General features: G+C 69.9%; 18 protein-coding genes. 5 read left to right on the forward strand and 13 right to left on the reverse strand.

The annotated features are described in order from the left end of the window. Together FRAEUI1C_RS10505 and FRAEUI1C_RS10510 are read left to right on the forward strand one after the other, a co-directional pair. Nucleotides 1–1,701, forward strand: a complete 1,701-nt coding sequence (locus FRAEUI1C_RS10505; RefSeq protein ID WP_013423274.1) for an N-acyl-D-amino-acid deacylase family protein — start codon at nucleotides 1–3, stop codon at nucleotides 1,699–1,701. Then, nucleotides 1,698–3,830, forward strand: coding sequence for an alpha/beta hydrolase fold domain-containing protein (locus tag FRAEUI1C_RS10510; protein WP_013423275.1), 2,133 nt, complete (start codon nucleotides 1,698–1,700; stop codon nucleotides 3,828–3,830). The genes FRAEUI1C_RS10505 and FRAEUI1C_RS10510 overlap by 4 nt, the downstream gene beginning before the upstream one ends. A gap of 193 nt (nucleotides 3,831–4,023) precedes the next feature. On the opposite strand, the gene FRAEUI1C_RS10515 is transcribed toward FRAEUI1C_RS10510, so the two are convergent. Next, nucleotides 4,024–4,935, reverse strand: coding sequence for an alpha/beta fold hydrolase (locus FRAEUI1C_RS10515; protein ID WP_013423276.1), 912 nt, complete (start codon nucleotides 4,933–4,935; stop codon nucleotides 4,024–4,026). A gap of 268 nt (nucleotides 4,936–5,203) precedes the next feature. On the opposite strand from FRAEUI1C_RS10515, the gene FRAEUI1C_RS10520 reads away from it, so the two are divergent. Beyond that, nucleotides 5,204–6,229, forward strand: coding sequence for an alcohol dehydrogenase catalytic domain-containing protein (locus FRAEUI1C_RS10520; RefSeq protein WP_013423277.1), 1,026 nt, complete (start codon nucleotides 5,204–5,206; stop codon nucleotides 6,227–6,229). Nucleotides 6,230–6,264: 35 nt separating this feature from the next. Here FRAEUI1C_RS10520 and FRAEUI1C_RS10525 read toward each other — a convergent pair whose 3' ends face one another. Next, nucleotides 6,265–6,462, reverse strand: a complete 198-nt coding sequence (locus FRAEUI1C_RS10525) for a hypothetical protein (protein ID WP_041259166.1) — start codon at nucleotides 6,460–6,462, stop codon at nucleotides 6,265–6,267. Nucleotides 6,463–6,735: 273 nt separating this feature from the next. Next, nucleotides 6,736–7,950: a beta-ketoacyl-[acyl-carrier-protein] synthase family protein gene (locus FRAEUI1C_RS10530; protein WP_013423278.1), complete on the reverse strand. Its 1,215-nt coding sequence runs from the start codon at nucleotides 7,948–7,950 to the stop codon at nucleotides 6,736–6,738. 314 nt (nucleotides 7,951–8,264) lie between these two features. Here FRAEUI1C_RS10530 and FRAEUI1C_RS38170 point away from each other — a divergent pair, with 314 nt between their 5' ends. Beyond that, complete coding sequence (locus tag FRAEUI1C_RS38170) at nucleotides 8,265–8,546, forward strand: sigma factor-like helix-turn-helix DNA-binding protein (protein ID WP_083819480.1); 282 nt, start codon at nucleotides 8,265–8,267, stop codon at nucleotides 8,544–8,546. Here FRAEUI1C_RS38170 and FRAEUI1C_RS10535 read toward each other — a convergent pair. The 9 genes from FRAEUI1C_RS10535 to FRAEUI1C_RS10575 all read right to left on the reverse strand — a co-directional run bounded on the left by FRAEUI1C_RS10535 (nucleotide 8,538) and on the right by FRAEUI1C_RS10575 (nucleotide 21,636). After that, on the reverse strand, nucleotides 8,538–9,428 hold the full coding sequence (locus FRAEUI1C_RS10535; RefSeq protein ID WP_232425374.1) for a Crp/Fnr family transcriptional regulator: 891 nt from the start codon (nucleotides 9,426–9,428) through the stop codon (nucleotides 8,538–8,540). The two genes, FRAEUI1C_RS38170 and FRAEUI1C_RS10535, sit on opposite strands and share 9 nt — an antisense overlap. Further along, nucleotides 9,428–10,315: an RNA polymerase sigma factor gene (locus FRAEUI1C_RS10540; protein WP_083819484.1), complete on the reverse strand. Its 888-nt coding sequence runs from the start codon at nucleotides 10,313–10,315 to the stop codon at nucleotides 9,428–9,430. The genes FRAEUI1C_RS10535 and FRAEUI1C_RS10540 overlap by 1 nt, the downstream gene beginning before the upstream one ends. Nucleotides 10,316–11,043: 728 nt before the next feature. After that, nucleotides 11,044–11,940, reverse strand: a complete 897-nt coding sequence (locus tag FRAEUI1C_RS10545; RefSeq protein WP_157734889.1) for an alpha/beta hydrolase — start codon at nucleotides 11,938–11,940, stop codon at nucleotides 11,044–11,046. 65 nt (nucleotides 11,941–12,005) lie between these two features. Then, nucleotides 12,006–13,082, reverse strand: a complete 1,077-nt coding sequence (locus FRAEUI1C_RS36095) for an LCP family protein (RefSeq protein ID WP_013423282.1) — start codon at nucleotides 13,080–13,082, stop codon at nucleotides 12,006–12,008. After that, nucleotides 13,079–14,839, reverse strand: coding sequence for a PKD domain-containing protein (locus FRAEUI1C_RS41600; protein WP_157734890.1), 1,761 nt, complete (start codon nucleotides 14,837–14,839; stop codon nucleotides 13,079–13,081). The genes FRAEUI1C_RS36095 and FRAEUI1C_RS41600 overlap by 4 nt, the downstream gene beginning before the upstream one ends. Before the next feature lie 14 nt (nucleotides 14,840–14,853). After that, complete coding sequence (locus FRAEUI1C_RS10560) at nucleotides 14,854–17,232, reverse strand: transglutaminase TgpA family protein (RefSeq protein ID WP_013423284.1); 2,379 nt, start codon at nucleotides 17,230–17,232, stop codon at nucleotides 14,854–14,856. Between the two features lie 43 nt (nucleotides 17,233–17,275). Next, complete coding sequence (locus tag FRAEUI1C_RS10565) at nucleotides 17,276–18,391, reverse strand: DUF58 domain-containing protein (RefSeq protein ID WP_013423285.1); 1,116 nt, start codon at nucleotides 18,389–18,391, stop codon at nucleotides 17,276–17,278. Further along, entirely contained in the window at nucleotides 18,388–19,392 is a 1,005-nt protein-coding gene (locus FRAEUI1C_RS10570) for an AAA family ATPase (RefSeq protein WP_013423286.1), read from the reverse strand. Before FRAEUI1C_RS10570 ends, FRAEUI1C_RS10565 begins: the two co-directional genes overlap by 4 nt. 315 nt (nucleotides 19,393–19,707) lie before the next feature. Next, complete coding sequence (locus tag FRAEUI1C_RS10575; RefSeq protein WP_013423287.1) at nucleotides 19,708–21,636, reverse strand: toll/interleukin-1 receptor domain-containing protein; 1,929 nt, start codon at nucleotides 21,634–21,636, stop codon at nucleotides 19,708–19,710. A gap of 707 nt (nucleotides 21,637–22,343) precedes the next feature. On the opposite strand from FRAEUI1C_RS10575, the gene FRAEUI1C_RS10580 reads away from it, so the two are divergent. After that, nucleotides 22,344–22,715, forward strand: coding sequence for a hypothetical protein (locus FRAEUI1C_RS10580; RefSeq protein ID WP_013423288.1), 372 nt, complete (start codon nucleotides 22,344–22,346; stop codon nucleotides 22,713–22,715). A gap of 369 nt (nucleotides 22,716–23,084) precedes the next feature. Here FRAEUI1C_RS10580 and FRAEUI1C_RS10585 read toward each other — a convergent pair whose 3' ends face one another. Further along, nucleotides 23,085–23,459: a hypothetical protein gene (locus tag FRAEUI1C_RS10585; protein ID WP_198318740.1), complete on the reverse strand. Its 375-nt coding sequence runs from the start codon at nucleotides 23,457–23,459 to the stop codon at nucleotides 23,085–23,087. Between the last annotated feature and the right edge of the window lie 337 nt (nucleotides 23,460–23,796).

Genomic DNA, 23,796 nt, shown 5'->3' on the forward strand with positions numbered 1-23,796 from the left:
ATGAGCAACGACCTGTTAGTCCGAGGCGGCGAGGTCATTGACGGCACCGGTGCCGATCGCCGCCGCGCCGACATTCGTGTCCGCGACGGCCGGATCGTCGAGATCGACGCACGTCTGCGGCCCGACGGCGAGCCGGAGATCGACGCCACGGGCGCCGTCGTCACCCCCGGCTTCATCGACACCCACGCCCACACCGACCCGCAGGTTTTCTGGGACCCGACCCTCGACCCCGAGTCGCTGCACGGCGTCACCACGATGCTGACCGGCAACTGCAGCCTGTCTCTCTATCCGGTCCGGGAGTCGACCCGCGGCGCGCTTGCGGACCTGTTTGCCTACATCGAGGACGTCCCGCGCGACCTGTTCGACGACCACGTCCCGTGGACCTGGGACGACTACGCCGGCTACCGCGACGCCGTGAACGCCCAGGGCAGCGGCATCAACCTGGCGCCGCTCGTCGGCCACAGCCCGCTGCGCCTCTACGTGATGGGCGACGACGCCTGGCACCGCGCCGCCACACCGCAGGAATCGGCCGCGATGGCAGACGTACTCGGCGCCGCCATGGACGCGGGCGCCTGGGGCCTGTCCACGTCCTACCTCGACGTCGACAAGCAGGGCCGGCCGGTCCCGTCCCGCGCGGCCGACGGCGACGAGCTCGACGCGCTCATCGCCGCGATCGGCGACACCGGACGAGGCCTGGTCGAGATGGTCCCTAACCTCCTCGGCGGCAGCGCGGACGCGGAGCTCGAGGACATCGGCCGGCGATGCGGGAAGTACGGCGTCCCGGTGACATGGACGGGCTTCGTCTACCTCGGGGGCGTCACCGACCATTGGCTCGCTCTCACGCGCCGGCTGGGCAGCGAGGGCGTGCGGATGTACCCGCAGCTCTCCCCGAGGACAGTCGACTTCCGGCTGAACTGGGACTCCTCGATGATGTTCATGTCGATGCCCCAGGGTTGGCATCGAATCATCGCCGCCCAGGGCCGCGACGCCAAAGCCGCCCTGCTCACCGACCCCTCCTGGCGGGCGACCGCCCGGGCCGAGTGGGACGCGGTACCGGCCGCCATGTTCCCGCACCGCCACCTCCACAAGGCCCGGTTCATCGAGGTCTTCGGCGACGAGAACCAGCCGTGGTTGGGACGCACCGCAGCGGAACTCGTCGACGAACGCGGCGGTCATCCCTCCGACGTCCTCGCCGACTTCGTGCTCGCCAACGACTGCCGACCCGGGATCGTCGCCATCGGCGTCGCCAACGACGACATCGACGGCATCGCGCGCACTCTTACCGATCCCGACGTACTGCTCAGCTCCTCCGATGCCGGCGCCCACGTCCAGATGCTCTGCGCCTCCGGCGACACCACCCTGCTACTGACCAGGCACGTCCGCGAACGCCACGACCTCACCCTCGAACAGGCCATCCACCAGCTGACCGGACGCCAAGCCGACGTTTTCGGCTTCCACGGCCGTGGCCGTCTCGCACCAGGCGCGGTCGCCGACCTGACGGTGTTCGCCCTCGACGAGCTCGACTACGCCCAGGACGGGTTCATCGCGGACCTGCCGAATGGGGGCCTGCGGCTACGACGCCCCGCCGGCGGCTACCGCGCCACCGTCGTGCGCGGGGTACCCGTTCAGCTTGGCGGCCAGGCCACCGGCGCGCTGCCCGGCCGCGTCATCGCCTCCCACGGCCGCGAGGACGCCCGGTGACCAGCAGCGATTTCCAGGAGCTCGTCGACGTCGTCCGACTGCTTGGGATCAACGATCCCGCCAAGTCGCCGGTTGAGCTGCGCGCTGTGCTCGATGTGGAGGCGCCTCTGCCTGACGGGGCGTTCCGCGAGGAGCTCCTCGACGCGGACGGTGTTCCCGTCACCTGGATCAGCGCCGCCACCGCGCGCGCAGACCGGGTCGTCCTGCATTTCCACGGCGGCGCCTACGTAGGCGGGAACGCCCGTTCACACCGCGGCTTCGCCGCCCGGTTGTCCACGGCAACGGACGCGTCTGTCATCCTCGTCGACTACCGCCTCGCGCCAGAGCATCATTTCCCCGCGGCCTACGACGACGCCGTGATTGCCTACCGCTGGCTAACGGGCCCCTCTGGACGCGCTCTGGCACCGGCCTCGGTCATCGTGAGTGGCGACTCGGCCGGCGGCGGCCTGGCCGCAGCCCTCCTCGCCGGGTTACGGGGGCGCGGGGAACCCGCCCCTGCCGGGGGCGCGCTGCTGTCGCCGTGGACAGATCTGGCGTTGACCGGCCAGTCCCATGCCGCGGTTGGTGGCGCCGACCCGCTGTGCTCGACAGGGATGCTGCGTACCTGTGCGCAGGCCTACCTGGCCGGTGCCGATCCCGAGGATCCCCGAGCGTCCGCGCTGCACGCCGACCTCGCAGGCCTGCCGCCGCTCCTGATCCACGTCGGCGAGGTCGAGGTGCTGCGTGACGACGCGACGCGGCTGGCCGAACGGGCCCGGGCGGCCGGCACCGCAGTCGACCTTCTCGTCGCTGAGGGCATGGTCCACGTATGGCACCTCTTCGCGCAGGAGACGCCCGAGGGACGACGTGACTTCGAGACCCTGACGCGCTGGATCACCGCGCGGTTGGCCTCGACGGCGTTCTCCGGTCAGGGCCCGTCGGCAGCCCGTTCCCGTGCCGCCCACGGCAGCACCGAGATACGACGCGGCTCGGTTCTCGAAGACCCGGCCGCAGGTCCCGACAGCCTCGGTCGGACCCTCACCCGGCGCATCCTGCACCGCATGGCCGAGAACTCCCTCGACACAGCCACCGACACCATGCTCATCCCCGCCCAAGACTTCACCAGCGAGCAGCGGCATCGCGCCGAGATCGCGATGATGCGCCGAACCCCTCAGGTCGTCGGCTGGGGCGGCGAAATACCCACGGCAGGGGACTACACCACCAAAGACCTGCTCGACACCTCGGTACTTCTGGTCCGCGGCGAGGACGGCGCGGCGCGCGCCTTCGTCAACGCCTGCGCGCACCGCGGCGCCAAGGTGGCAACAGGCTGCGGCCACGCCGCCCGTTTCACCTGCCCCTACCACGCATGGTCCTACAGCGGCGACGGACGACTCGTCGGCGTCCCGTCGCGGCAGATGTTCGACCCGACGGTCCTCGAAGCCCGCGGCCTACGCGGACTGGCAGTCGCTGAGACCGCCGGGCTGCTGATCGTCAACCTCGACCCCGACGGCACCGCGGAAGGCACACTCGACGAGATACGCGAAGAGCTGGAGCCATTTCGCTTCGGCCGATACGCCCACGCGGGGACGGTCACGAGTGAGGTCCGCGCGAACTGGAAGCTGACCGTCGACGTCAACTTCGAGGGCTACCACTTCCCGTTCCTGCACCGCACCTCGCTGTCGGTGATCTGCACCAACAACTCGGTGTTCGACGTGTTCGGGCCCCACTGCCGCTGGGCATTCCCATTCCGCGACCTCGCCGAGCTGCGGGACGCGCCCGAGACCGACTGGCCGGCCGCCTTCCGCGGCACCGTCGCCCACGGACTCTTCCCCAGCACGATCCTGTTGGAAGGACCGGGCATCACCCAGATGCTTCGGGTCTACCCGGGCAAAACCCCCGCCGAGAGCGTCCTGCACATCTCGGCCGGCTGGTTCGGTCCCGTCCCGAACGACGACATCCAGCGCGGCGCGATGGCCGGGCTCGACGGTGCGTTGCAGGTCCTGCGCGGCGAGGACCTACCCGCGGCCGAGATGTGCCAGCACGGCGTCACCCACGGCCTCGACACCATCGTCATCGGGCGCAACGAACCCCTGATGGCCCACCTGCACCGCACCTGGGACGGCGCCCTCGCCACCCGAGCATCAAGCTGATGCAGCCCCGCGGGCGAGCGCCACGGTGGACGACGACCACGATCAGGACGGACACAGCAACGCGACCCGAGAGACCCGTCACGGTCACTGGCACGTCCGACGCCAGAAGCATGGCCGCACCCACCGATCTTCAACGAGTTCCGATTGGCAGCGACGGTCGGTGATTCCGCACGACGCGCCGCCAGCCTCCACCTCACGCCGGACAGGAATCGCAGAGGCGGGACAGCAGGGCCTCGGTCACGGCCGCGGGCTGCTCTATCTGAAGAAAATGCCCCGCGGCAGGGATACGAACAACACTGCTCCCGGCCGGAAGCAGCGACGCGACGACGTCCGTGAACCGCATCACGATCGCCCCGTCATCCTGGCCCTGCAGATGCAGCACAGGGTGAAACGGCGTGGCGAGGGTGTACTCGTGCAGCCAGGCATACCGTCCGGACGGGCGCGTGCCGCGCGCCAGCGCACGGTAGTAGCCAACGGCGGCTCGCCGGTGCCGCACCGTGGGCAAGGCTGCGAGCGCGGCGAACAGGTCCGCCCCCGGCGCCCGCCCGGACGGGCCCCACTGCCTCCACAGACGCGGGATGACACGAGGAAGAACTCGTTCAGGCAGCCACGGCGCCTGGAAGAACATCACATACCAGCTGTTACGGGCCTGGCGCAGCATCGGTGCGAGCGGCCGAAGCGCTGCGCCGCGGGCGGTTGCCAACAGCGCGACGTTCGGGACCGACATCGTCACATGCACAGCGAAAGGCGAGTCAGGGTAGGCAAGCAGCGCGTTCACCACAAAAGCCCCCCAGTCGTGCCCGACGACGACCGCCTCACGGCCGCCGCCGAGCTTCTCGTGCAGGTCCAAGACGTCCTGCATGAGTGCGGCAACGTGATAGCTGTTGTCAGGCGCTGGGCCAGTCGGCGCGTACCCACGCATAAAGGGGGCCACCACGCGAAAGCCGCGTTCGGCAAGCCCGGTCGCGACCCGTGCCCAACTCCAGGCCGAGTCGGGAAATCCGTGCAGGCAAAGCACGAGACGCCCGCCGCTCGGGCCCCACGACAGCGCGTGAAGCCGAAGACTCGGCAGGTCGACGGTAATGCTTTCAGGGGGCTGCGTCATCGCCTCTTCCTCGCTACGCCGCGTCGCTGCGCGACCGTGGCCGCACAGGTGCCAGCCGGCTGCGTAACTACGGCGCGATCTCGACCGGCGTGGACCGTAGTCGCGTATGTCGGGCGCAATGCGCCTCGCGACCCCCCGACCGCGAACGCTCACCAATGAGGGCGATACTGACAGAAAATACATAAAGTGTCAAAAGACTCATAAGGGTGCGTCAAGGCCTCGTGCGCGAGGCCGTCTCGCGCACACCCAGTCGGCTAGGAGGCACCTCGTGCGCGCCGTCATTGTCGAATCCGTAGGAACAGTCACTGTGGCTCCGCGACCCGACCCGGTTCTTCCAGGACCCGGCGGCGCGGTCATCGCAGTGTCGGCCTCGGCCATCTGTGGCTCCGACCTGCACTTCTACGACGGCGACTATCCGATCGTCGAGCCGCTCGCGGTCGGGCACGAAGCGATCGGAACCGTCGTAGAGAAAGGCCCGGAAACGCGCCGCTTCGCGATCGGTGACCGCGTGCTGGTCTCAGCCGTCGCCGGCTGCGGCGCCTGTGACGGCTGCGCGACGCAGAACCCGGTCCTGTGTCACGACGGACCACAGATATTTGGCTCCGGCTCACTGGGCGGCGGCCAAGCGGACCTCCTCGCTGTCCCCGCCGCGGACTTCCAGCTCACGCATCTGCCCGAAGACATGGACGTCGAGACCGCCTTGCTGCTCACCGACAATCTCCCCACCGCCTGGGCAGGGGCACTCCGAGCAGATATCCAACCAGGAGCAACGGTCGCCGTCATCGGACTTGGCGCCGTGGGGCTCTGCGCCGTGCGCTGCGCGATCGCCCTGGGAGCCGGCACCGTGCTGGCCATCGACCCCGTCGCCGGCCGCCGGGAACACGCGGTCAAAGCCGGAGCCATCGGGGTCGCCCCGCCCGCCGTCAACGCCGTACTCGAAGCGACGAACGGACGAGGCGTCGCCGCAGTCATCGACGCTGTCGCGACCAACGCCAGCCTCGGCGACGCGATGCTGATGGTGCGGCCCGAAGGCACCGTCAGCGTGATCGGCGCGCATGACCTGAAGCCATTCCCGTTTCCCGCCCTGATGGCCCTGACACGCAGCATCACGCTGCGCTCCACCTTCGCTCCGCCACAGCGAACCTGGTCAGCGCTGATACCGCTGCTGAGGTCCGGGCGCCTCGACGTCAGCGACATCTTCACGCACCAGTTCCCGCTGGAGCGCGCGTCCGACGCGTACGCCGCGATCGCGACCCGAAGCGCGGACTGCGTCAAGGTCCAGTTAGTACCTTGAGATTCGGTATCGGCGAGCACTTCTGCATGGGTGCGTCACTGGCCCGCCGTGAAGCCCGCGTGCTTGTGGAGGAGCTGGCTGCCCGCGCGGGCGGGATACAGCTCGAGAGCGATCCGACGCCGCGCGCATCGTCGCTCGTGCACACCTTCGACCACCTCCCGGTCCACCTCGACGAACAACGCCGAGACCACGCCATGGGCAAACTGTGCCAAAGTTGCGTCAGGCACGCGCACCCAAACGGGCTGAACTCCTCCGCCACCTAAGCCAGCGGCAGGCAGGCCACACTGCACCCCTGCGCCACACGTGTTGCGATCACTAACATTATGGATCAAGCCACTGAGCTGCGAGAAGACCCGCGAGCGTTCACGCAACAGGCGATGACCCGAAGAGAAGCATCAAGTACCCGATGCCGACAAGTGGTTCGTCTTCCCCGCTCGGGCGGTTTGTGTCGTTCACACCCCGACGCTATCTGATGGCTCCGGGCCGGAGCCGTCGCCCGTTGGGGTCTATGCGGCCGTGAAGGCGAGGGTGACGTTGTGGCCGCCGAATCCGAACGAGTTCCCGATGGCCGCGTGGATGTTTTCTCGCCGTGCTTTGTCGGTGACGATGTCGAGTTTGATCGCCGGGTCGAGGCGTTCGAGGTTGCGGGTCGGTGGTATCAGCTTGTGGTGGAGGCTGAGGATCGCGACGATCGCGCCGATAGCGCCGGAGGCACCGAGGAGGTGCCCGGTCATCGACTTCGACGCGGTCACCGCGGCGTGGTTGCCGATGGCCTGGGTGAGTGCCTCGGCTTCCAGGGGGTCACCGACCGGCGTCGAGGTCGCGTGGGCGTGGACCAGCCCGATGTCTGTCGGGGCCAGCCCGGCCGTGCGCAAAGCGATGCTGATGGCCCGGGCCTGCCCGGCGGGGTCGGCGGCGACGATGTCGTGGGCGTCGGACGTCCGTCCGGAGCCAGCGATCGTCGCGTACGCGCGGGCGCCGCGCGCGCGGGCGAACTCGGCGCGTTCTAGGACGACGAGGCCCGCTCCTTCCCCGAGGACGAAACCATCCCGGTTCGCGTCGAACGGCCGGGAGGCGCCCGCGGGGTCATCGTGGCGGGTGGAGAGCGCCTTCATCTGGGCGAACGCCCCCAGCGTCAGGCCGGCGATCGGGGCCTCCGCACCGCCCGCGACGACGATGTCGGCGTCGCCCCGGCGGATCATCTCCATGCCGTCCGCGATCGCCTCCGCTCCGGACGCGCACGCACTCACCGGAGTACGGGCGCCGCCTCGCGCTCCCAGATCGATGCTGACCCAGGCAGCTGGCCCGTTGGCCATCAACATCGTGATGGCATGCGGCGAAAGCTTGCGAGGCCCGGCCTCCATCAGAACCTGCTGCTGGGACAAGGTCGTGCGTACTCCACCGATGCCCGTCCCGATCACCACCGAAAGCCGCTCCGGCTCCACCGCCGGTGTCCCCGCATCCGCCCAGGCCGCCCTGGCGGTCACCACCGCCATCTGCTCGCACCGATCCAACCGGCGTCCCTGGCGGTAGGACAGCGACGCGGCCGGATCGACCGGCAACTGCCCCACGAGACGCACCGGCAGATCGGCAGCCCACGGCTCCTCCACTGTCGAAATGCCAGACTCGCCCGCTGTCAGAGCAGCCCACGAGGAATGTAGATCGGCTCCAACCGGAGTCATCGCACCCATACCGGTAACCACGACTTCGCCGCCCGCCATGTTGCCCCCTCAACACTCAGATCACCAACAGTCGCTGCGAGAACCTCGTGCAACGCTGCCAGGCCATCCCTGGAGGGTCCAGCAGGCCAACCTCACGGGTCACCAACATCCATTTGTGGGTCGCCTACAAATGGATGTTCATCATCGGCCTGAATCGCCGCAATACGCCAGAAGGATGATCTCGCAAGGATCGAGGAGCGAGGTGCGCTAGGAGGGCCTGAACCACGCCCACGGTTACGCGGCCTTGACGCGCTCATGCACGGCAGTCGAGTTATGGCGGCCGACAGGCTTCCGCGAGGGAGCGCCATCAGGTCATCGCGCTGCTTGGCTTGTTGCCGCCCCGTCAGCGGCAGGTGATGGCCTGGACGTTCGACGGCTACACCCCCGCCGAGATCGCCGAGGAGCTGGGGCTGTCGTCCGCGACGGTTCGTGGCTCGCTGCGTAAGGCCCGCAACTACAACCCGGCAGCCACCTGGCGCCCAGCGGCGCGAGAGGGGCCGGCGGGCGATAGGCGCGCCCGGGCGAATCGGAAGCTTGGCCACTGCGCGTGGCGGTCCCCCCGCCCAGCCGCCCGGTTCACCGCTAGGTCACGGTAGGTGCACAGCGCCCGTGGGCCCGGTGCCCTCGGCTGGGCTGCTGGTGGCCTGCTGTCCGCTGTGCGGCTGGCCGAGGCCTGCGGCCTCTCTCAGGGCGGCCAGGTCGAGGATCGCGAACCGTCGGTAGCCGGTTTCGATCACGCCGCGGCTGCGTAGCTCGCGCAGCGCCTTGTGCACGGTGGGGTCTTTGGCGCCGACGAGCGCGGAGAGATCGGCCTGGGTGAGCGGCATGTCGAGCAACCGGGCGCCGTCAGGACGGTCGGACCCGTAGGCCCGGTCCAGTTCGACGAGCACCCGGGCGACCCGGACAGCTACCGAGCAACCGGCGAACTCGACTCGCCTGCGGATGCTGAACCGCGTCTTCGCGACGATGGTCTGGCTGACCGCCGCCGTGGCTGTCGGATCGGCAGCTAGGTAGCTCGCGAGTTCGTCCGAACTGAGCACCTTGGCCCGCACTTGGCTGACCGCGGTGATCGTGGAGCCGCGTGGCTTGCCGTCGATGGCGGAGAACTCGCCGATGAGGTCACCACCGTGGCGTACCGCGAGCAGCGCGACGCCGCCATCGTCGGTCAACGCGGTCACCTTCGCCCAGCCGCTGAGCAGCACGAGGGCGAACGTCGTCTGGTCGCCCTCCCGGATGATCTGGGTACTGGGCGGGAACTCGCGGAACTCGCCGAGCGCGAGCAACCCTCTCCGGGAGTCCGGGGGCAGCCTGCTCAGCAGGGTCCGCTCCGGCCAGCGCACCTGCTGTGCCCGCTCGACGATGGCGTCGGCGCGCTGGTGGGAGGTCCGCTGCCGTAGCCGGACGGCGCCGGGCGCGCCCAGCGAGGAACGTTCGATCATTTCCTGGGTGTCGGCGGCCTCGCGGGTCGGGTTGCTCATCATTGCGATCTCTCCTGACCCTGCACCGTCCTGCGGTGTCGGGAGAGCAGCCCTTCCACGGCCCGGGGAGTGGAGCCGTCAGCGAGGATTTCCGCGATCTCGCTGTGGGTGTAGCCGTCGGTGGCGAGGGCGAGCACGAGCTGGGTGCGCTCGTTCGGGATCTTGCTCAGGAGCCGTCGAACGGTGTCGAGCGCGATGACGATGTCCTCGGGATCGGCCGCCGCGGCCCAGGTCTGGTTGTAGTGGATCGCCTCGGCGTCGCCGTTGCTGTGCCACCTGCGCTGTTCCCGGTTCCACAGCCGGTAGGTGTTGGCGAACTCGTACAGGCAAGTCCCGACGAAGTAGGTCTTGAGGGTGGCGCCTCCTTCCAGGGTCCAGCCACCGTTGACGAGCGCGGCCCGGCGGAAGGCGGGCAACGCCCTGGCTACCGTCTCGAAGGCGAGTTCCTCGACGTCGTCGGGCGTCAGGCGGGTGTCCTCGTCCCGCTCGGAACGCAGCCCGTAGATGCCCTTCTGCGCGCAGTAGAAGAAGATCGTCCCTTTGCCGATCCAGGCGAGCATGACCTGCAGGGCGTAGCGGGAGAGTTCGTGCTGGAACAGGTCGTAGTCGGGCCCCTCGAAGCCCGCCAAGGCTAGGTCGTTGCGGAGCTGGGCGTCGATCGCGCGCCGGGGAAGGCTGTCCAACCGTCGCGCCAGCAGTTCGGCGGCGGCCCGCGCCGCCTTGCCGTTGGGGCTGTCCTCGGACTCCAGGTCGGCCAGCTGCGAGAGCTGTACCGGCACGTCGTGCCCGCCCGCCGCGTTCTCGCCTTCTGCGGGCTCCTGAACACGTTGTAGACGCGATGTCTCGCCGTCAGCGGCATCCAGACTGGATGCGGCGGGGCGGGGCATAGTCGCGACTCCCTGGGGTGCGGGCTCCTCAACTGCCGAGGAGATGCAGTAGACGAACCCTCCTAGGTCGGCGTCTCCGCGCCTCCCCACGGCCACCTTCAAGATTTTTTCGGCGTTGCCGTGAGGAGGTCGTACGTGGGGTTCGACGACGCTCTCGACCTACATCAAGGACGACATCCGACCGACCTGTCCCAGCGGCGAGCGCCCACGGTCCCGACGGAGACGGACGGGCGCCGGACCAGCCCGGGTCAGGGTCATCCGCAGCGCGGCCACGCGGGAGTTTGGCTCAGTGCTACAGCAGCGGGCCGCCAGTTCTCACCGGCGGGCCGCACAGGGTCCGGACTGTGCACAAGCGAGCTTGGGAGGTCCCCCCGGGTAGCGCCTCCCAGACGGTTCGTCGCGTCGCGTCTCGCCGCCACGGCGACCAGCTCCGCGCGTCGAGCGCGCGCCGCTGGCTCACTGGGGGAGTCGTGGCGGAGGCTTCAGGGTGGCCGAAGGAGTCGAATCACCCATGATCAGTTTCAGTGAATGCGGCGAGAGGTCTTTCGGTGCGGGTCACCGGTGCTCACAGTTCCCCGTCGCGAGGAGGGCGAGATCGAAGACTTCACGGAGACCGGTCATGCACGGATGGGCCGCGTCCCCCCTCGTTCGTACACGATCGTCGGCGGCTAGGCGGCCCCGGTGGACTCGAGTCTGTGCAGTCCTGCGCCTGTTAGTCCGCCGCCGGGCTAACAGATCGTGGCGGCGGGCGTCGGGTCGGCCTCGGCCGGGTCCGTCAGGGCTCCCATCGTCGTACGTATGGTCGTCTGGCCCTCCGGGGTCCGGGAGGTGATCAACGAGAAGTCCTCCTGGTAGTCGACAATCGTGAGCGTCACGTCGTGGCAGTGTGCCCGGGCCGCCGCCGCGAAGTCCCGATTGTTGAACCGAAGCGCATCATGGCTGCTCACGATCAGCCGGATGATGAGCTCGGGGCGCTGCGCCAGGACAGTGAAGGGGTTTCCCTGGGCCCAGGCGTCCGGCGCGGTCTGGGGCGTGCCGCCGAAGAACGCCCGTACGCTCGACGACAGCGGGGTGGGGTGAATCTGGCCGGCCGCGTCGAGTGGCCATCCGTAGAAACCGGCGATACCGACGAAGGCTTTCGGCTCGGCGGTGCCGGACACCAGGCAGGCACCGCTCAGCTGCGCGGCATTGAGAGCGGCGACGGCACCTACCATGGCCCCATCGGACCACCCGACCAGCGCGACAGCCTTCGGATCACCGCCGAACCTGCCGGCGAAGGCGCTGGCCGTCCGTACTGCGCAGGCCGCCTGCTCGTAGCCCAGCGGATAGCCGCCTGCGCTGATTCCGGTCCAGTCCACGTTGAACACCACGGCCCCGCTGGCGGCGAGGCCGTCCGCGAAGGTCGCCATGTCCGCGCGGCTCCCGCAGCAGCCGTGCATCAGAACGAAAACGGGCAGCGGGCCGTTTGCGTCCGCCGCAGGGGTGAGGACGTCGAGGGAATAGCCCGGCGAGTACTCGAAGGTCGCGCGCACCATGCCGTGCGGCTCGGTGGCCGGGTGCCACTGCCTGGTGCAGCCGGCCAGGCCGCACAGCGCCAGCACGACGACGCACACAGCGCCCGCCATGCGGCGGCGCGCTGCCACCGGCCGGCGCGCGCCCGTCGACGGCCAGACGCCCGTCGAGGCCGGGCTCACGACGCGTCGCCACGTACGAAGGACTGGAGCATGGTCGTGGCGGCCGGCTGTGTCAGTACCTGGTAAGAGACGCTGCCCCAGTGCAGCGGCTCGAACGGGGACAGGCGCTCCAGGTCGGTCTGGGCACGCTGGGACGGCAGCTGCACCGTCTTGATGCCGTGGGCCTTCGCGACTGTCGTGACAATCCGGGCCAGCTCCGTCCCGGCTAGGTCCTGGTCGACGACCAGATGGTTGCGCACCGCCCAAAGCACCCGCAACAGGGCGAGGGGATCCTTGATCCGCCCGATCTGGCGGAAGATCGTCCGCACCAGCTCCGCTTGCCGGTTGATGCGTTCGACGTCGCCGTCGTTCGTTCCGACCCAGCGCGTCCCGTCGTACTGCTCGTAGAGCCGGGACCGGGCGAACGCGAGGGCCTGCGCCCCGCTGAGGTGCTGGGTTCCCGCGTTGGCGTGAAATCCGGTCACCAGGTCTCGGGCCGGCCGGCCGAACGAGAGGTCCACCCCTCCAAGCAGATCGACGACGGCGACGAGCACCACGAAGTCGACCTGGACGACATGATCGACGTCGATGCCGGTGACCGAGCGGACCGCGGCCAGCAGGCTCTCGGTGCCGAAGCTGTAGGCGGCGCCGAGCTTCTGGACGCCATGGCCCGGCACGGGGGCACGGAGGTCACGCGGGATCTGTAGCAGCGCGCTCGGACCGCCGGGGAGCAGCCGCAGGATCGCGATCGAGTCCGCACGCTGGCCGTCGAGGGTGCCCACATGCTCGGCCGCGCCGGAGCCGAGCGTGTCCCGCCGGTCACTGGCCACGAACAGCACGTAGGTCGGTGAGCGGCCGTGCGGGGGGGCGGACCCGAAATCGATCGCCGTATGGCGCAGCAACGCGGACAGCACGAGCTGGCGCGACTGGGTGGGGAACCCGACGACGGCGACCGTCAGCGCGACCGCCACGGCGCAGAACGCCGCCAGTACTGCCCGTGCGGTCCGTCGCATCACCGTGCGCGCACCTGGCGGCGGCCAGCCGTCTCCCGGCTGGGCCGCCTCGCCGGTCTTCCCGTCCTGGCTGGTCGTCACGTGTTGGACGACGGGTCACAGAAGAGGTTTTCGCAGAAGGTCGGTGAAGGCGTCGTGGGCGGCGGAGGTGGTTGCGTCGGCGGCGGACTCACCGGGTCTGTTGTCTGCCCCTGGTTCGCGTCGAACGGGTGGTTCAGGGTCTTGGCCGGCTCCTCGGTGCCCAGTGTCGGGGGTGGCGCGGCCGGGGACTGCGTCGGCGGCGTGGTCGACGGGGTCGGGGTGGCCGATGGGGCCGATGGGGTGGCCGTCGGGTTGTGGGTCTCGGTGGGCTCCGGCGCGCGGTTGCTTCCCTCGCCGCCGTGCGTGCCGTGCACCACGACGTCGACGTGGAGGACCTTCGTGTCCCCGTTCCCGAGGCGCATCACCGCGTAGATCTGGTAGTCGCCGGGCCGAGCCCACTGGTGGCTGATGTGCTCGCCGGAGAGCTCGGTGCCGTCGCCGAGGTTCCAGTCGACCGAGGCAACGCTCACTCCAGGGCCGTGCACGATCGCGAGGCCCACCTCCTGGCCCGGCTTCGGTTGCGCGTCGGACAGCGCGATCTTCAAGTCGGTGGTGTCCTGGGGTGCGTCACTCGCCGGCGGCGGGGTCGTCGGGGGCGGGGTCGTCGGCGGCGTCGGGGTGGTCGGCGGCTGGGTCGGCTGGCCGCCGGTGGGCGAGCCCGCGCCGCCGACGGGCAGGTATTTCTCGACGGAGTGCACCTGGCCGTCGAGGCGGATGACCCCCGCCTCCGGGCCGTCCGGATTGTTGAAGAAGACGTACTCGCTGCGGGCGAACATGTCGAAGTGGACGCCTGGTGGTACGACCTTCGTGGAGTCGAGCACCCCGTACTGCCCAGGCTGGCCCGTGTCGACGATGTGGACGATGCCCTTGCTGTAGTCGGGGACGAACACGCGCGAGCCGGCCTGCACCGGCCGGCCGAGCTCGTCGCCGCTCGCGCCCAGATCCCGGGCCCGGTCGCAGGTGTGGGTGTGCAGGTCGATCGCCACGACGATGCCGCGGGCGCTCGACGCGGCGTACAGGATGGAGCCGCTCGCGGTCGCCGACAGGGTGACCTTGGCGTCACCGGCCAGGGCCGGGCAGGAGGTCGTCGCGCCGCCCGTTGCGTACCGGGCGGCCAGGCCCGGGTGCGTCGCGACGACCGCCCGGCCACCGACGAGAACCAGCTCGGAGCTCTTCAGCGCCGGGCCGGAACGCTCCACTGACGCGTTCGCGCCCTTGATGCGGATCACCGAACCGGTCTGGCGGTCGAGCGTCCACACGGTGTCGGAGTCGTCGACGACGGAGTCGTCCGCCGACACGCCCGTCGACGGCGGCAGCACCGACGGGCCGGGCTTGAGCGTGGCCGGGTCGAGCGGGTACACGACGCCCGTGCCGTCGTCGACGACGTAGGCCCGGGACTTCCCGACCAGGACGTCGCGCTGCGTCGTGGTGCTGCCGGCGCCCGGTACGTCCTTGACGGTGAAGGTCGCGCCCTGGACGGCCTTGATCGCCGCTGAGCGCGCGTCGATGAAGTAGGCGTCGGTACCTGCCTGCACTACCGCGGAGGACGGCGCGCCGAGGCTGACGGTCGTCACGATCTGCGCCGACGAGCCGTCGACGAGAACAGCGTGGCTGTCGAGCAGCGAGCCCAGCCACGCGCTCGATGCCGGGAAGTCGACGGCCGTGGGCCGCAGCGGGTGGGCCCGTGCCGCGACCGCGACGTACACGCCGCACAGAACCAGGCACAGGGCCGCAGCCAGGGTAGCCGGCCGGCGCATAGCATTCTTCACGGTCAGGCCTCCCGAGCGAGGGAACGGGCTGGCCGCCGGACCGGTCGCTGCTGACGACGCAGCCGAGCCGGCAGCAGCGGGCGCAGGCTCAGCAACGCGCGCAGCCGGTCGGCGACGGCCTCGCCGGAAACCAGCGTCCGGTGCACCTCTGCCTGCAGGTTCCAGGCGTCGACGGCCTCCTGCGCGGTCGGCTCCGCCCCGTGGAACAGCGCCGAGGTCACGATCGCCCCGAGCGGGTCGAGACTGTCCCAGCCGCGGTCCGCCTCGTCCGCGGACGTGTCCCACGCTTCGGTCGGCCGCCGGAAGTGCTCGCGTGCGGCCGCCGCCACGTCGGCGGCGGTATCTCCCGGCTCGATGGACAGGCCCCGTTCGTCGAGCCGGTCGAGCACTTCCTCCCAGGCGCCCATGATCCGGTCCGAGGCCTCGGACCGGCGGTGCCGGACGAGCCTTCGCCGCTTCTTTTCCGCGACGACACCGCCGGCTAGCAGCGTCAGCAGCAGGACGGGCGTGAGCGCCACCAGCAACAGGACCTGCAGGCGGCTCAGCCCGATGAACCGGTCGGACCCGTAGGGCGCCAGGTCGGGCCGGATCACGGGGGGCTCGGGCCGGGCCTGGACGCCTGGCGGGACGGGTCCGTTCTCCGGCCGGTTCAGGGGCGACGGCGGCTGATGGAGGTTGAGCTTGCTTACGTCGGTCGGTTCGAAAGGAACCCAGCCGATGTTCGCGAAGTCGACCTCTGGCCAGGCATGCGCCTCCCTGGACGTCACGTGGAACTCGTTGGGCTCGGCGCTGTCCCGCTCCAGCAGGTACCCGACCGCGATCCGGGTGGGATATCCGAGCGCGCGGGCCAGCAGGGCGAAGGCGGCCGCGTGCTGCTCCGAATGGCCGGACCGCGCCTGCGGGTCGCTGGCGGTCAGCATCTGCTGGATGATCGCGAGTGAGTCGCCGGGCGGGGCGCCGATGTCGTAGGGGAAGTGCGGTCCGCTCAGGTACGACTGGAGCCGCGCGAGCTGGCTGTACGGCGTGTTGACCCGCGCGACGATCGACTTGGCAAGATCCTGCACCCACTGCGGCAGCGGCGCTGCCGTGCTCGGGAGATAGGCGGCGACCGCGGGGCCGGACTCAGGCACCGCCTGCGCGAGGTCCGTGCGGGACGGGGTGACGACCTGCGAGGTGAAGCGGTAGCTCAGCCCCGACTTCCAGGCGTTGGTGAACAGGGTGGCGGAGCTGGGTTCGAACGCGACCGAGACGCCGCCCACCGACGTCGGCCGGTCGATCACGGGCAGGAACGGCCCCTCGAGCTGGTCGATCGTCACGGTGCCGGAGACGGTGGCGCTCGCCCGGGGGTGCGCGCTCGGATCGGTGGGCAACGTCGGCCCGTACGGTTCGAGCTGGGCCGTGTCGAGCCAGCGCGCGCCGTCGAACGTCCCCAGCGTGGCGACGGTGACGCGGTCGACTGGCGGGTGCGTCGGGGTGAGCCGCACGGTGAACAACGACACCGACGGGTCCACCTGCAGCAGCTGGCGTTTGACGTCTTCGAGGGGATTGCGGGCGCTGGTCTGGACCGCGGGCGGCCGGGCGAGGTCGCGCGGGTCCTTGCGGTCCGTGCCAGGCACGATCCCCGTCAGCGAGGCGGCCCAGGCGCAGGCCGCCGCCACGACGCCGATCGCGACCCCCGCAGGCCCGCGGACCCAGATCGGGGACCCGAGGTCCGCCCGCACAGCGATAAGCGTGATCGACAGAGCGGCGAACAGCGTGGCCGGCCACCGCTCGTGCGGGCCGGGCGCCGCGGCCATCGCCAGCGCGATCCCGAGCGCCAGCAGGCAGGGGCCGACCGGCGCCAGCGCGGCCCTTGACCGGAGCGCGAGCCAGCACCCGGCGAAGGTCAGGGCGAAGATCACCATTGCGGGCCCGACGATCAGGTCCGGCGTCGGCGCCATGGGCGTATGCGTGGTGAGTAGCCGTACCCAGACGGTTGCCAGCGCTCGTGGCGGGCTAGCCGTGGCGCCACCCGGCCACCGCCAGCCAATCATGATCGCGAGCGCCACCGCCACGGTGGCGACGAAGCCCGTGGCAATGGCTGAGGCGACGCTTAGGTGCCGGCGGCCCAGCGGGACAGCTGCGGCGAGCACGGCGACCACGACCAGGCAGACCTGCGCCGACGGGCGGTCGAAGGCGGGGGCCATGGTGCGCGCCGCGCAGCCCATGAGGCCCGCGACGAGCACGCACTGAAGCATTCCACTGACAGGCCCGATCTGGCCCGCCCGTGGAACGGGCTGGCGCTGCTCCGCGGTCCCTCGGTCAGGATGCGCTGCGGTCGCGGCCGCCCCCGGGCCCTGCGGGCTCGGCTGCCGCAGCTGCGTCTGCAGCCCGCCGGTCATGACGCCATCCCGGCCAACCGGCGCACCCCTGGATGCCACCGGCCTACCCCCGGACAAGGCCCGGCCAGAAGCGCTTGAAGCTGTCGGCGTCGGGCACGTCGACGACGCGCACCGTGCGGCTGACGGAGGAATGCTCGCGCGGCGCCCCAACTCTGATCAGCCATATTTCGGAAGACCGGTTCGGGAGCAGCTCTGGGGCACCCGTGCGAAATCCGCTAACGATGACCGTCGTCAGCGCCGAAGGCGACGTCACGTCGTAGGTCTGGGGTGCCCCCGATGTGGTGACCCGGGCAAGGAAGTCGAGCATCTTCCCCCGCGCGGCGCTGCCGGGCAGGGCCGCGCAGCGGCTTCGCTCGGTCGTCCAGATCTCGACGGGCTGGCCACGGGTGAGCGCCGCGTCCCCCAGCGCGCCCGCGACTCGGACCGCGTCCTCGAACTGATCGCCTTGATAGGTGTCCGCGGCGGTATCCAGGACCACTATCCCGCGGGGCATCTTTGGCACCAGGTTGAGCCGGATCAGGGGGTAGCCAATCCGGCCGGTCGCGCGCCAGTCGATGAGGCGCGGGTCGTCGCCCGCCACGTACTTCCGCAAGGAGTGCAGCTCCGCGCCCGCCTGCGGGGCGATGTCTGGGGAGCCACCCTCCAGATCGGTCGTTCCGGGCACGTCCAACGCCGGAATCCGGTGCAGGAAGGGGTGCACCAGCATCTCAAGCGCCGGGCCGGACGACCGCGAGAAGCGAATCAGGCCCAGCGGGTCGGTGCACTCGGTCCGCACCGGCTGGAACGTGAGTGGGCCGCGTCGGCGGGCCGGAATCGCGTAGTGCTCCGTGCCGAAACCGCCCGGCCCGATCGGGGCACTGGTGAAGGTCATGCGTTGACCGTTGACGGTCTCGACGATGGTGAGCCGGGGAATCCGCCGTCGCCGACTCAGATTCGTGATCACAATGGTGCCGCGCAGCGCCCCACCCTCGACGACGCGATTGTCCGCGAACTGGCGGGTCACCTCGAAGGGCGCCGGCAGGATCCACCAAGTGCAGGCGGCCACCATCCCAACTATCCCGCTCACCGCGCAGACCAGCAGCTCGGGATAGTCGAGCAGCCACGCGGCGAGGCCCAGCAGCAGCGACGACAAAAGCACGACGCGCCCGGTGGTGGTCATCGGTGTTGCGGGCTTCTGACGGTGCGTAGCACGTCGTCGAGCAGGTCCCGGGCGGTGACACCGGTCTCGGCGACCCCGTAATCGACGAGCATCCGGTGTGTGAGCACGAAGGGCGCGACCTGCTTGATGTGGTCGTCGGTGACGAACGGGCTGCCGTGAGAGATCGCCCAGGACTGCGCCGCCCTCGCCAGCATGACGCCACCGCGCGGGCTGACGCCGAGCCGAAGCAGGCCTTCCCCGCCCTCCTTCTTGCTGACCGACATTCTTCTGGTCTCGCGGAGGATATCGACGATGTAGGCGCGCAGGTTCGGCCGCAGAATCACCCGCCGGGCAGTGTCGATCATTGACTCGATCAGCTGGGTGTGACCACCCTGCAGTTCGTCCGTTGACTCGTCCTCGTTCGCCTCGATGTTGTAGCCGAGGATGGCGGCCTCGTCGCTGACGTCATCCGGGTAGCTAATTGCGATGCGCATCATGAACCGGTCGATTTCGGCTTCCGGGAGGTCGTAGGTACCGGCGAACTCCTTGGGATTCTGGGTGGCCATGACGATGAAGGGCCGCGGCAGGCGGTAGCTGTAGCCACTGTTCGTCACCTGACGCTCCTGCATCGCCTCAAGCAGGGCGGACTGCGTCTTGGGTGAAGCGCGGTTGATCTCGTCCGCGAGGACGATGTTTGAGAAAAGGGGGCCGGGCCGGAATTGTAGCGCCCGGTTCTCGTCCAGGAAGTCGGACCCGGTGATGTCCGTCGGCAGCAGGTCGGGGGTGAACTGGATGCGGCGGACCGTCCCGCCGGCGGAACGCGCCATCGCACGGGCCAGCGAGGTCTTACCGACCCCGGGGATGCCATCGAGAAGGACGTGGCCCTCGGCGGCGAGACAGACAATTGCCATCCGAACGATCTCGGGCGAGCCAAAAAAGGACGTGGATACCAGTCCGACGAGCTCGTCGAAGTCCTGTTTGAACCTGGTGGCCAACTCCCTCGTGACGGTGCCGTAGCTCATGCCGCCACCGCGCGCCGAGCCGTGGCGGTATCCGTCGCCGGGCAGTGCCCGTACTCGAAGTCGAGCGGGTCAAAGTCGCGAAAAGGTAGACGTATCACTGGCAAAGGAGCCCCCGTTTGCTGCACAGCTTCGCGTCGTGCCGACGCTTTGGCCGCCGATCCCGACATACGCCGTGTGTGTGCCGAGGTTAGCAGAACGAGTGGGGCAGCCAGCATGGGACCTCTACACCCGCAACGCGCGGGCCCACGCACCGTTGTTAAGTCCAGAAAAGACGTAGGCGCCGTGGAATCGCATCGGCAGACGCTGATCGCGCGCTCAGTGGATCCTCCAGAGGATGACCTGGCCGCCCGGCGTTCCTGCGGCAAGCACGCGGTTGTCGGGCGAAAAAGCGAGCGCCGACATAGCGGCGACGTCCGGGCCGCCCGGGCGCTGGACCTCCCGCAGCCGCGCCGGCAGGTCCCCGACCGGTAGCTCCCACAGGACGTCGATCCGTCCCATGGCCAGCAGGGCACCGTCGGGCCGGACCGCGAGCGGCCCCGGCCGTACCCCCTCAGTCAGGAGCGCCAGGCGGCGGGCGGAGGGCGCGCCGTCATCCAGCCGCCAGACGTGCGCTGCTGCCCCGTTCGCATCGCCCGTGCCCACCACGAGGAGGCCCCCCGCGAAGGCCAGCCCGGTCACCGGCTCGCCCTCGTCGACAGGCCGTAGCGGCACCAGTGCCTGCAGGTTCGAGACATCCCACAGCGACACCCTGGAGAGGGCCTCGCGCCGGCGACGAGCCGACCGCGCGACGATCCGACCGGCAGCGTCGATCGCCACCCGGTCCCCGACGCCCTGCTTGCCGATGGCCGTCGGATCAGTGATCACCGCGCCGTCCCGCGCCCCCGACGGGTGGACATGCCACACAAGCACTCCCCGGGATCCCGCGGAGACGAGGACGTCACTGTCCGCCGCGAAGGCCAGCGACTCGATATCGCCGGTCGGCTCGCGACCCGTCGCGCGTTCCAGCAAGGCCCACCGGCCGGCGAGGAGTCCCCAGACGACCATCCCGCCCGCGGCCGCGGGCGCGGCGGCGAGCAGGCCGTCCGACGAGAAGGCGACGCCGGTGTGTGGCCGCCGCGCGAGGGGCTGGGCGAGGACGAGCTGTGGGGCGCTCGGGTCGGCGATGTCCCACATCGTTACTGACGGATGATCGTCTACAACGCCCAGCATGCGGGCATCAGGCGAGAACGTGACGGCGCAAATGGCGGACCGCCTGCGCACCTGGCCGGGCCAGATCGTGGCCAGCGTGTCCAGCCGGATGGTGGTGCTGGCGCGCGGAGGCGCCACGGCCCGCTCCACCCGCCGTGGGCCGCTGGCCCGGGCGGGGACGACGGGTGTTCCCCGGAACTGCTGATGCACGAAGGGGCCGGTGGGAGCGGCAGGCGCAGGCCCCAACGGCGGCCGCGGCCGCGTCGGCACCACCGCAGAACCGTGAGCCGGAATCGGAACAACCATTCCCGCTGACTCGCCGGCACGCACGCCGACCGCAGGCGCCTGCGTTGCCGGGACTGACGGTGCCCGAGCAGGTGGCGGCGCCACAACGGGCGACGGCGTTGAAAGGGGCGGTGGCGTCGGACTGGGCGCCTGGTCTGGCGGCAGCAGCGGCGTCTCGCTGGGCGGTGGCCTGGACGCCGACAATGGTTTTTCGTGCTCCAGGCCCGACGCATGACCTGGGAAGCTCGGTTCTGTGGACAGGTCCGGCGAAAGGTCGGCAGCCGGATCGTCGGCAGTGCTCGCCGGCCCCGGGAACGGGGGCGAGCGAACCGGCTGGCTGGTCCCCCGGCGGGCGTTCGCGATCTGATCGTGCAGGTGCAGGATCGCTGTTTCCTTGTCCAGCCCGAACAAGTCGATGGGAACGAACGACTGCAGGTCGCGCCGCAGCGCACAGTCCTCGACCCGGATCGGGATCAGCTTTGTGGTGTGGCCTCGTGGGTCACGCTGGATGACGTTCCGGGGAACCATCAGCTCGAAGTCGTCCAGCTGATATTCCTCGGAGACGATCGCGATGATCCAGCTTGCCCGCTCGATGCCTTCCGAACGCTTGGCCGGGAGCTGGGTGCCCGCCGGGTACCATTCCCCGAACTCGACGCTGTTGCCTTCCTGCAGAATGACCCAGGCGACCCACGACGCCCACTCTTTGTCTGCCGCGACGTAAGAGATGTAGAAGTCCCGACCACCGTTGTCGTGGTCCCTGTCCAGCGCCATGCACCCCCCGGTCTGCTGGCCGATCGCCCCAACTGTAGGAGATCGGCTGGAGGTGCGCCAAGGCTCCGCACACCGACCTCGCGATCCTTACCGCGCTGCGCGACCATGTGTCTGTCCGTGCTCAGGGGTCAAGCTCATCGCGCGTAGTCCCCGCCGCCGGTGCAGTCAGCGGTTCCAGACCGGGCAGCGCGTGACAGCCAGGGTTGATAGCCGAGCCGATGGACGAAGGCGGACGTCCGCGCGGACGTTGGTGGACGGAAAGCCCGAGGCCAGCGGACACCGTGGACGACGGCGGACGCCGTTAGAAGATCGAGATGGAGCCACGGATTGAGTGCTTGCCTGTCACGCTGTATCGCGCGCCGGACGAGTGCCGCGCCCACGCGACGCCGCCCTTCCGGTCGCCTGGGACAAAGTGCGAGCCGTGGACAGGACGTGGATTCGCCCGCGAGCACCGACCGTGGACGGCGAGTGTCCCCAGGTCGCAGCGATGTCGATCTACATCCGCCAAGATCACTCGGATCTACGAAGGCACCAACCAGATCCAGAGAATAGTCATGTCTCGTCAGCTGTTGAAGGGCTGATCAGGCCGCTGTTCACGCTGGTCAGAGGCCTCAGGAGTCGTCTGCGAGGTCGGCGGCCGGGCTGGGCTCGAGCCCACAGCAGATCGCCGCCGCCGCCTGGACGCGGCCACGCTCGCCCGCCCCGAGGTGATCACCGCCGCGGCCCACCGCCTCGGCGCGCTAACAGCGGTTGTCATCGGGACCGCGGCCCGGCGCGCGTCCCACCTGCGGGCGCATCTTCTCCAGGCCGCAGACCGCGGCGAACAGGCCGCGCCACCCGACAGTGCTGGGCCGGCGGTGGCGCTGCGCATCGCCCAGGCGCTGGACCGGCTTGCCCCCGCGCGGGCGACCGCGGCGCGGCTCGGCGCGCGCCACGCCGACTCCCACCACCACCTCGCCGCACCCGACGAGATCACCCCACTGCGCGACGCCGCGGGCGGCCCGTTTGATCAGAGCCTGGAACGACTACGCCTGGCCGCGCACACCCTCGCCCAGCCACCCAACCGGCCCGCGCTCTAGCCGACCAGCCCCCGACCCTGCGGTCACTGGATCAGAGTCAGGGGCCGCGAGCCGCGTAACGACGGGCGTAGCCCGCCCTTGATGCCGGGGCTGGCCCGTCACAGAATTGCGGCGCGGGAATGGGGATCTCCGGAGGCGACTGCTGGAGCCGTCGGCCAGCTCTGACGGCGACGGCGTGGGAGCCAGTCAGCCAGCGTTGTGCATGCCGCACATGCCAGGCGTAAGTCCCGATTCCCATCATCAGAGGAGCACAGGCCCTGGGCCGGCCTGTAGCAGCGATTGCGCGCTGACGCGTCGAGTCCGAGCGTGGAAGAGGCTGGCCCCGGGGCCCCTCCCTGTTCCGTGGCGCAGATCGTCAGCTGGCCAATGCTATTGAAGATCCTGCACCGGCCCGGGTGCTGCTGCTGCCCAGGTGAGCCATCGATGGAGTGTGCTGAAGTCGGTGTCGGTCAGGCCGTGGCGGGCGTCGACTCGGTGGAGCAGCGCCGGTCCTTGATGGTGGGCCGTGACCCAGGTCCGGTCGGTGGTGGTGATCTCATCGTCGATCCAGGCGAACGGGCGGCCGGCGGCCCAGGTGACCAGGGCGCGGGTTTTCCAGTGCAGGCCCTGGCGCTCGTCGTGTGCGTCGAGGTCGGAGGGCTCAGGCCAGGTCACGACGGCCAGTTCGGGCAGCCCGAGGCGCGGGGCGATGTACTCGTTGGCGTCGGCCATCCAGCTCGTGGCCCAGACGAGTTCACCCGGCATGGCTGCCAGCCAGGGCCCGTGATCGGGGTTGATCCTCGTCAGAAGCGGGTTCGCCCGGGATGGCCACTGGTCCGCGACCGAATCCGTAGATCGGATACGCCGCTGTCGGGGCGCCGAAGGGAACGAGGGGCCCGTCTACATCAAGGAAGATCAGCGGCACGCCTCCGAAGCTGTCCACGTCCTCACCATAGGTTTGATCGATGCGCCGGAGCCCCGAGTGATCGGCCGTGGCACGCGCTCCGCCCTGCTCAACCAGACACGCGCTCTGAGGGACGTGATGCCGGCCGCGTCGTCGCGGGCACGCAGCGAAGCCAGGGCAGCCAACGGCGTTCGCGTG

The sequence above is a fragment of the Pseudofrankia inefficax genome (assembly GCF_000166135.1).
Taxonomy (GTDB): Bacteria; Actinomycetota; Actinomycetes; order Frankiales; family Frankiaceae; genus Pseudofrankia; species Pseudofrankia inefficax.

Bases quoted from the DNA above. Each gene is read 5' to 3' on its own strand.
- FRAEUI1C_RS10505 (WP_013423274.1), top strand. From the start codon at position 1: ATGAGCAACGACCTGTTAGTCCGAGGCGGCGAGGTCATTGACGGCACC.
- FRAEUI1C_RS10515 (WP_013423276.1), bottom strand. From the start codon at position 4,935: ATGACGCAGCCCCCTGAAAGCATTACCGTCGACCTGCCGAGTCTTCGG.
- FRAEUI1C_RS10530 (WP_013423278.1), bottom strand. From the start codon at position 7,950: ATGGCGGGCGGCGAAGTCGTGGTTACCGGTATGGGTGCGATGACTCCG.
- FRAEUI1C_RS10535 (WP_232425374.1), bottom strand. From the start codon at position 9,428: ATGAGCAACCCGACCCGCGAGGCCGCCGACACCCAGGAAATGATCGAA.
- FRAEUI1C_RS10540 (WP_083819484.1), bottom strand. From the start codon at position 10,315: ATGCCCCGCCCCGCCGCATCCAGTCTGGATGCCGCTGACGGCGAGACA.
- FRAEUI1C_RS10545 (WP_157734889.1), bottom strand. From the start codon at position 11,940: ATGGCGGGCGCTGTGTGCGTCGTCGTGCTGGCGCTGTGCGGCCTGGCC.
- FRAEUI1C_RS41600 (WP_157734890.1), bottom strand. From the start codon at position 14,839: ATGCGCCGGCCGGCTACCCTGGCTGCGGCCCTGTGCCTGGTTCTGTGC.
- FRAEUI1C_RS10560 (WP_013423284.1), bottom strand. From the start codon at position 17,232: ATGACCGGCGGGCTGCAGACGCAGCTGCGGCAGCCGAGCCCGCAGGGC.
- FRAEUI1C_RS10565 (WP_013423285.1), bottom strand. From the start codon at position 18,391: ATGACCACCACCGGGCGCGTCGTGCTTTTGTCGTCGCTGCTGCTGGGC.
- FRAEUI1C_RS10570 (WP_013423286.1), bottom strand. From the start codon at position 19,392: ATGAGCTACGGCACCGTCACGAGGGAGTTGGCCACCAGGTTCAAACAG.
- FRAEUI1C_RS10575 (WP_013423287.1), bottom strand. From the start codon at position 21,636: ATGGCGCTGGACAGGGACCACGACAACGGTGGTCGGGACTTCTACATC.
- FRAEUI1C_RS10585 (WP_198318740.1), bottom strand. From the start codon at position 23,459: ATGCCGGGTGAACTCGTCTGGGCCACGAGCTGGATGGCCGACGCCAAC.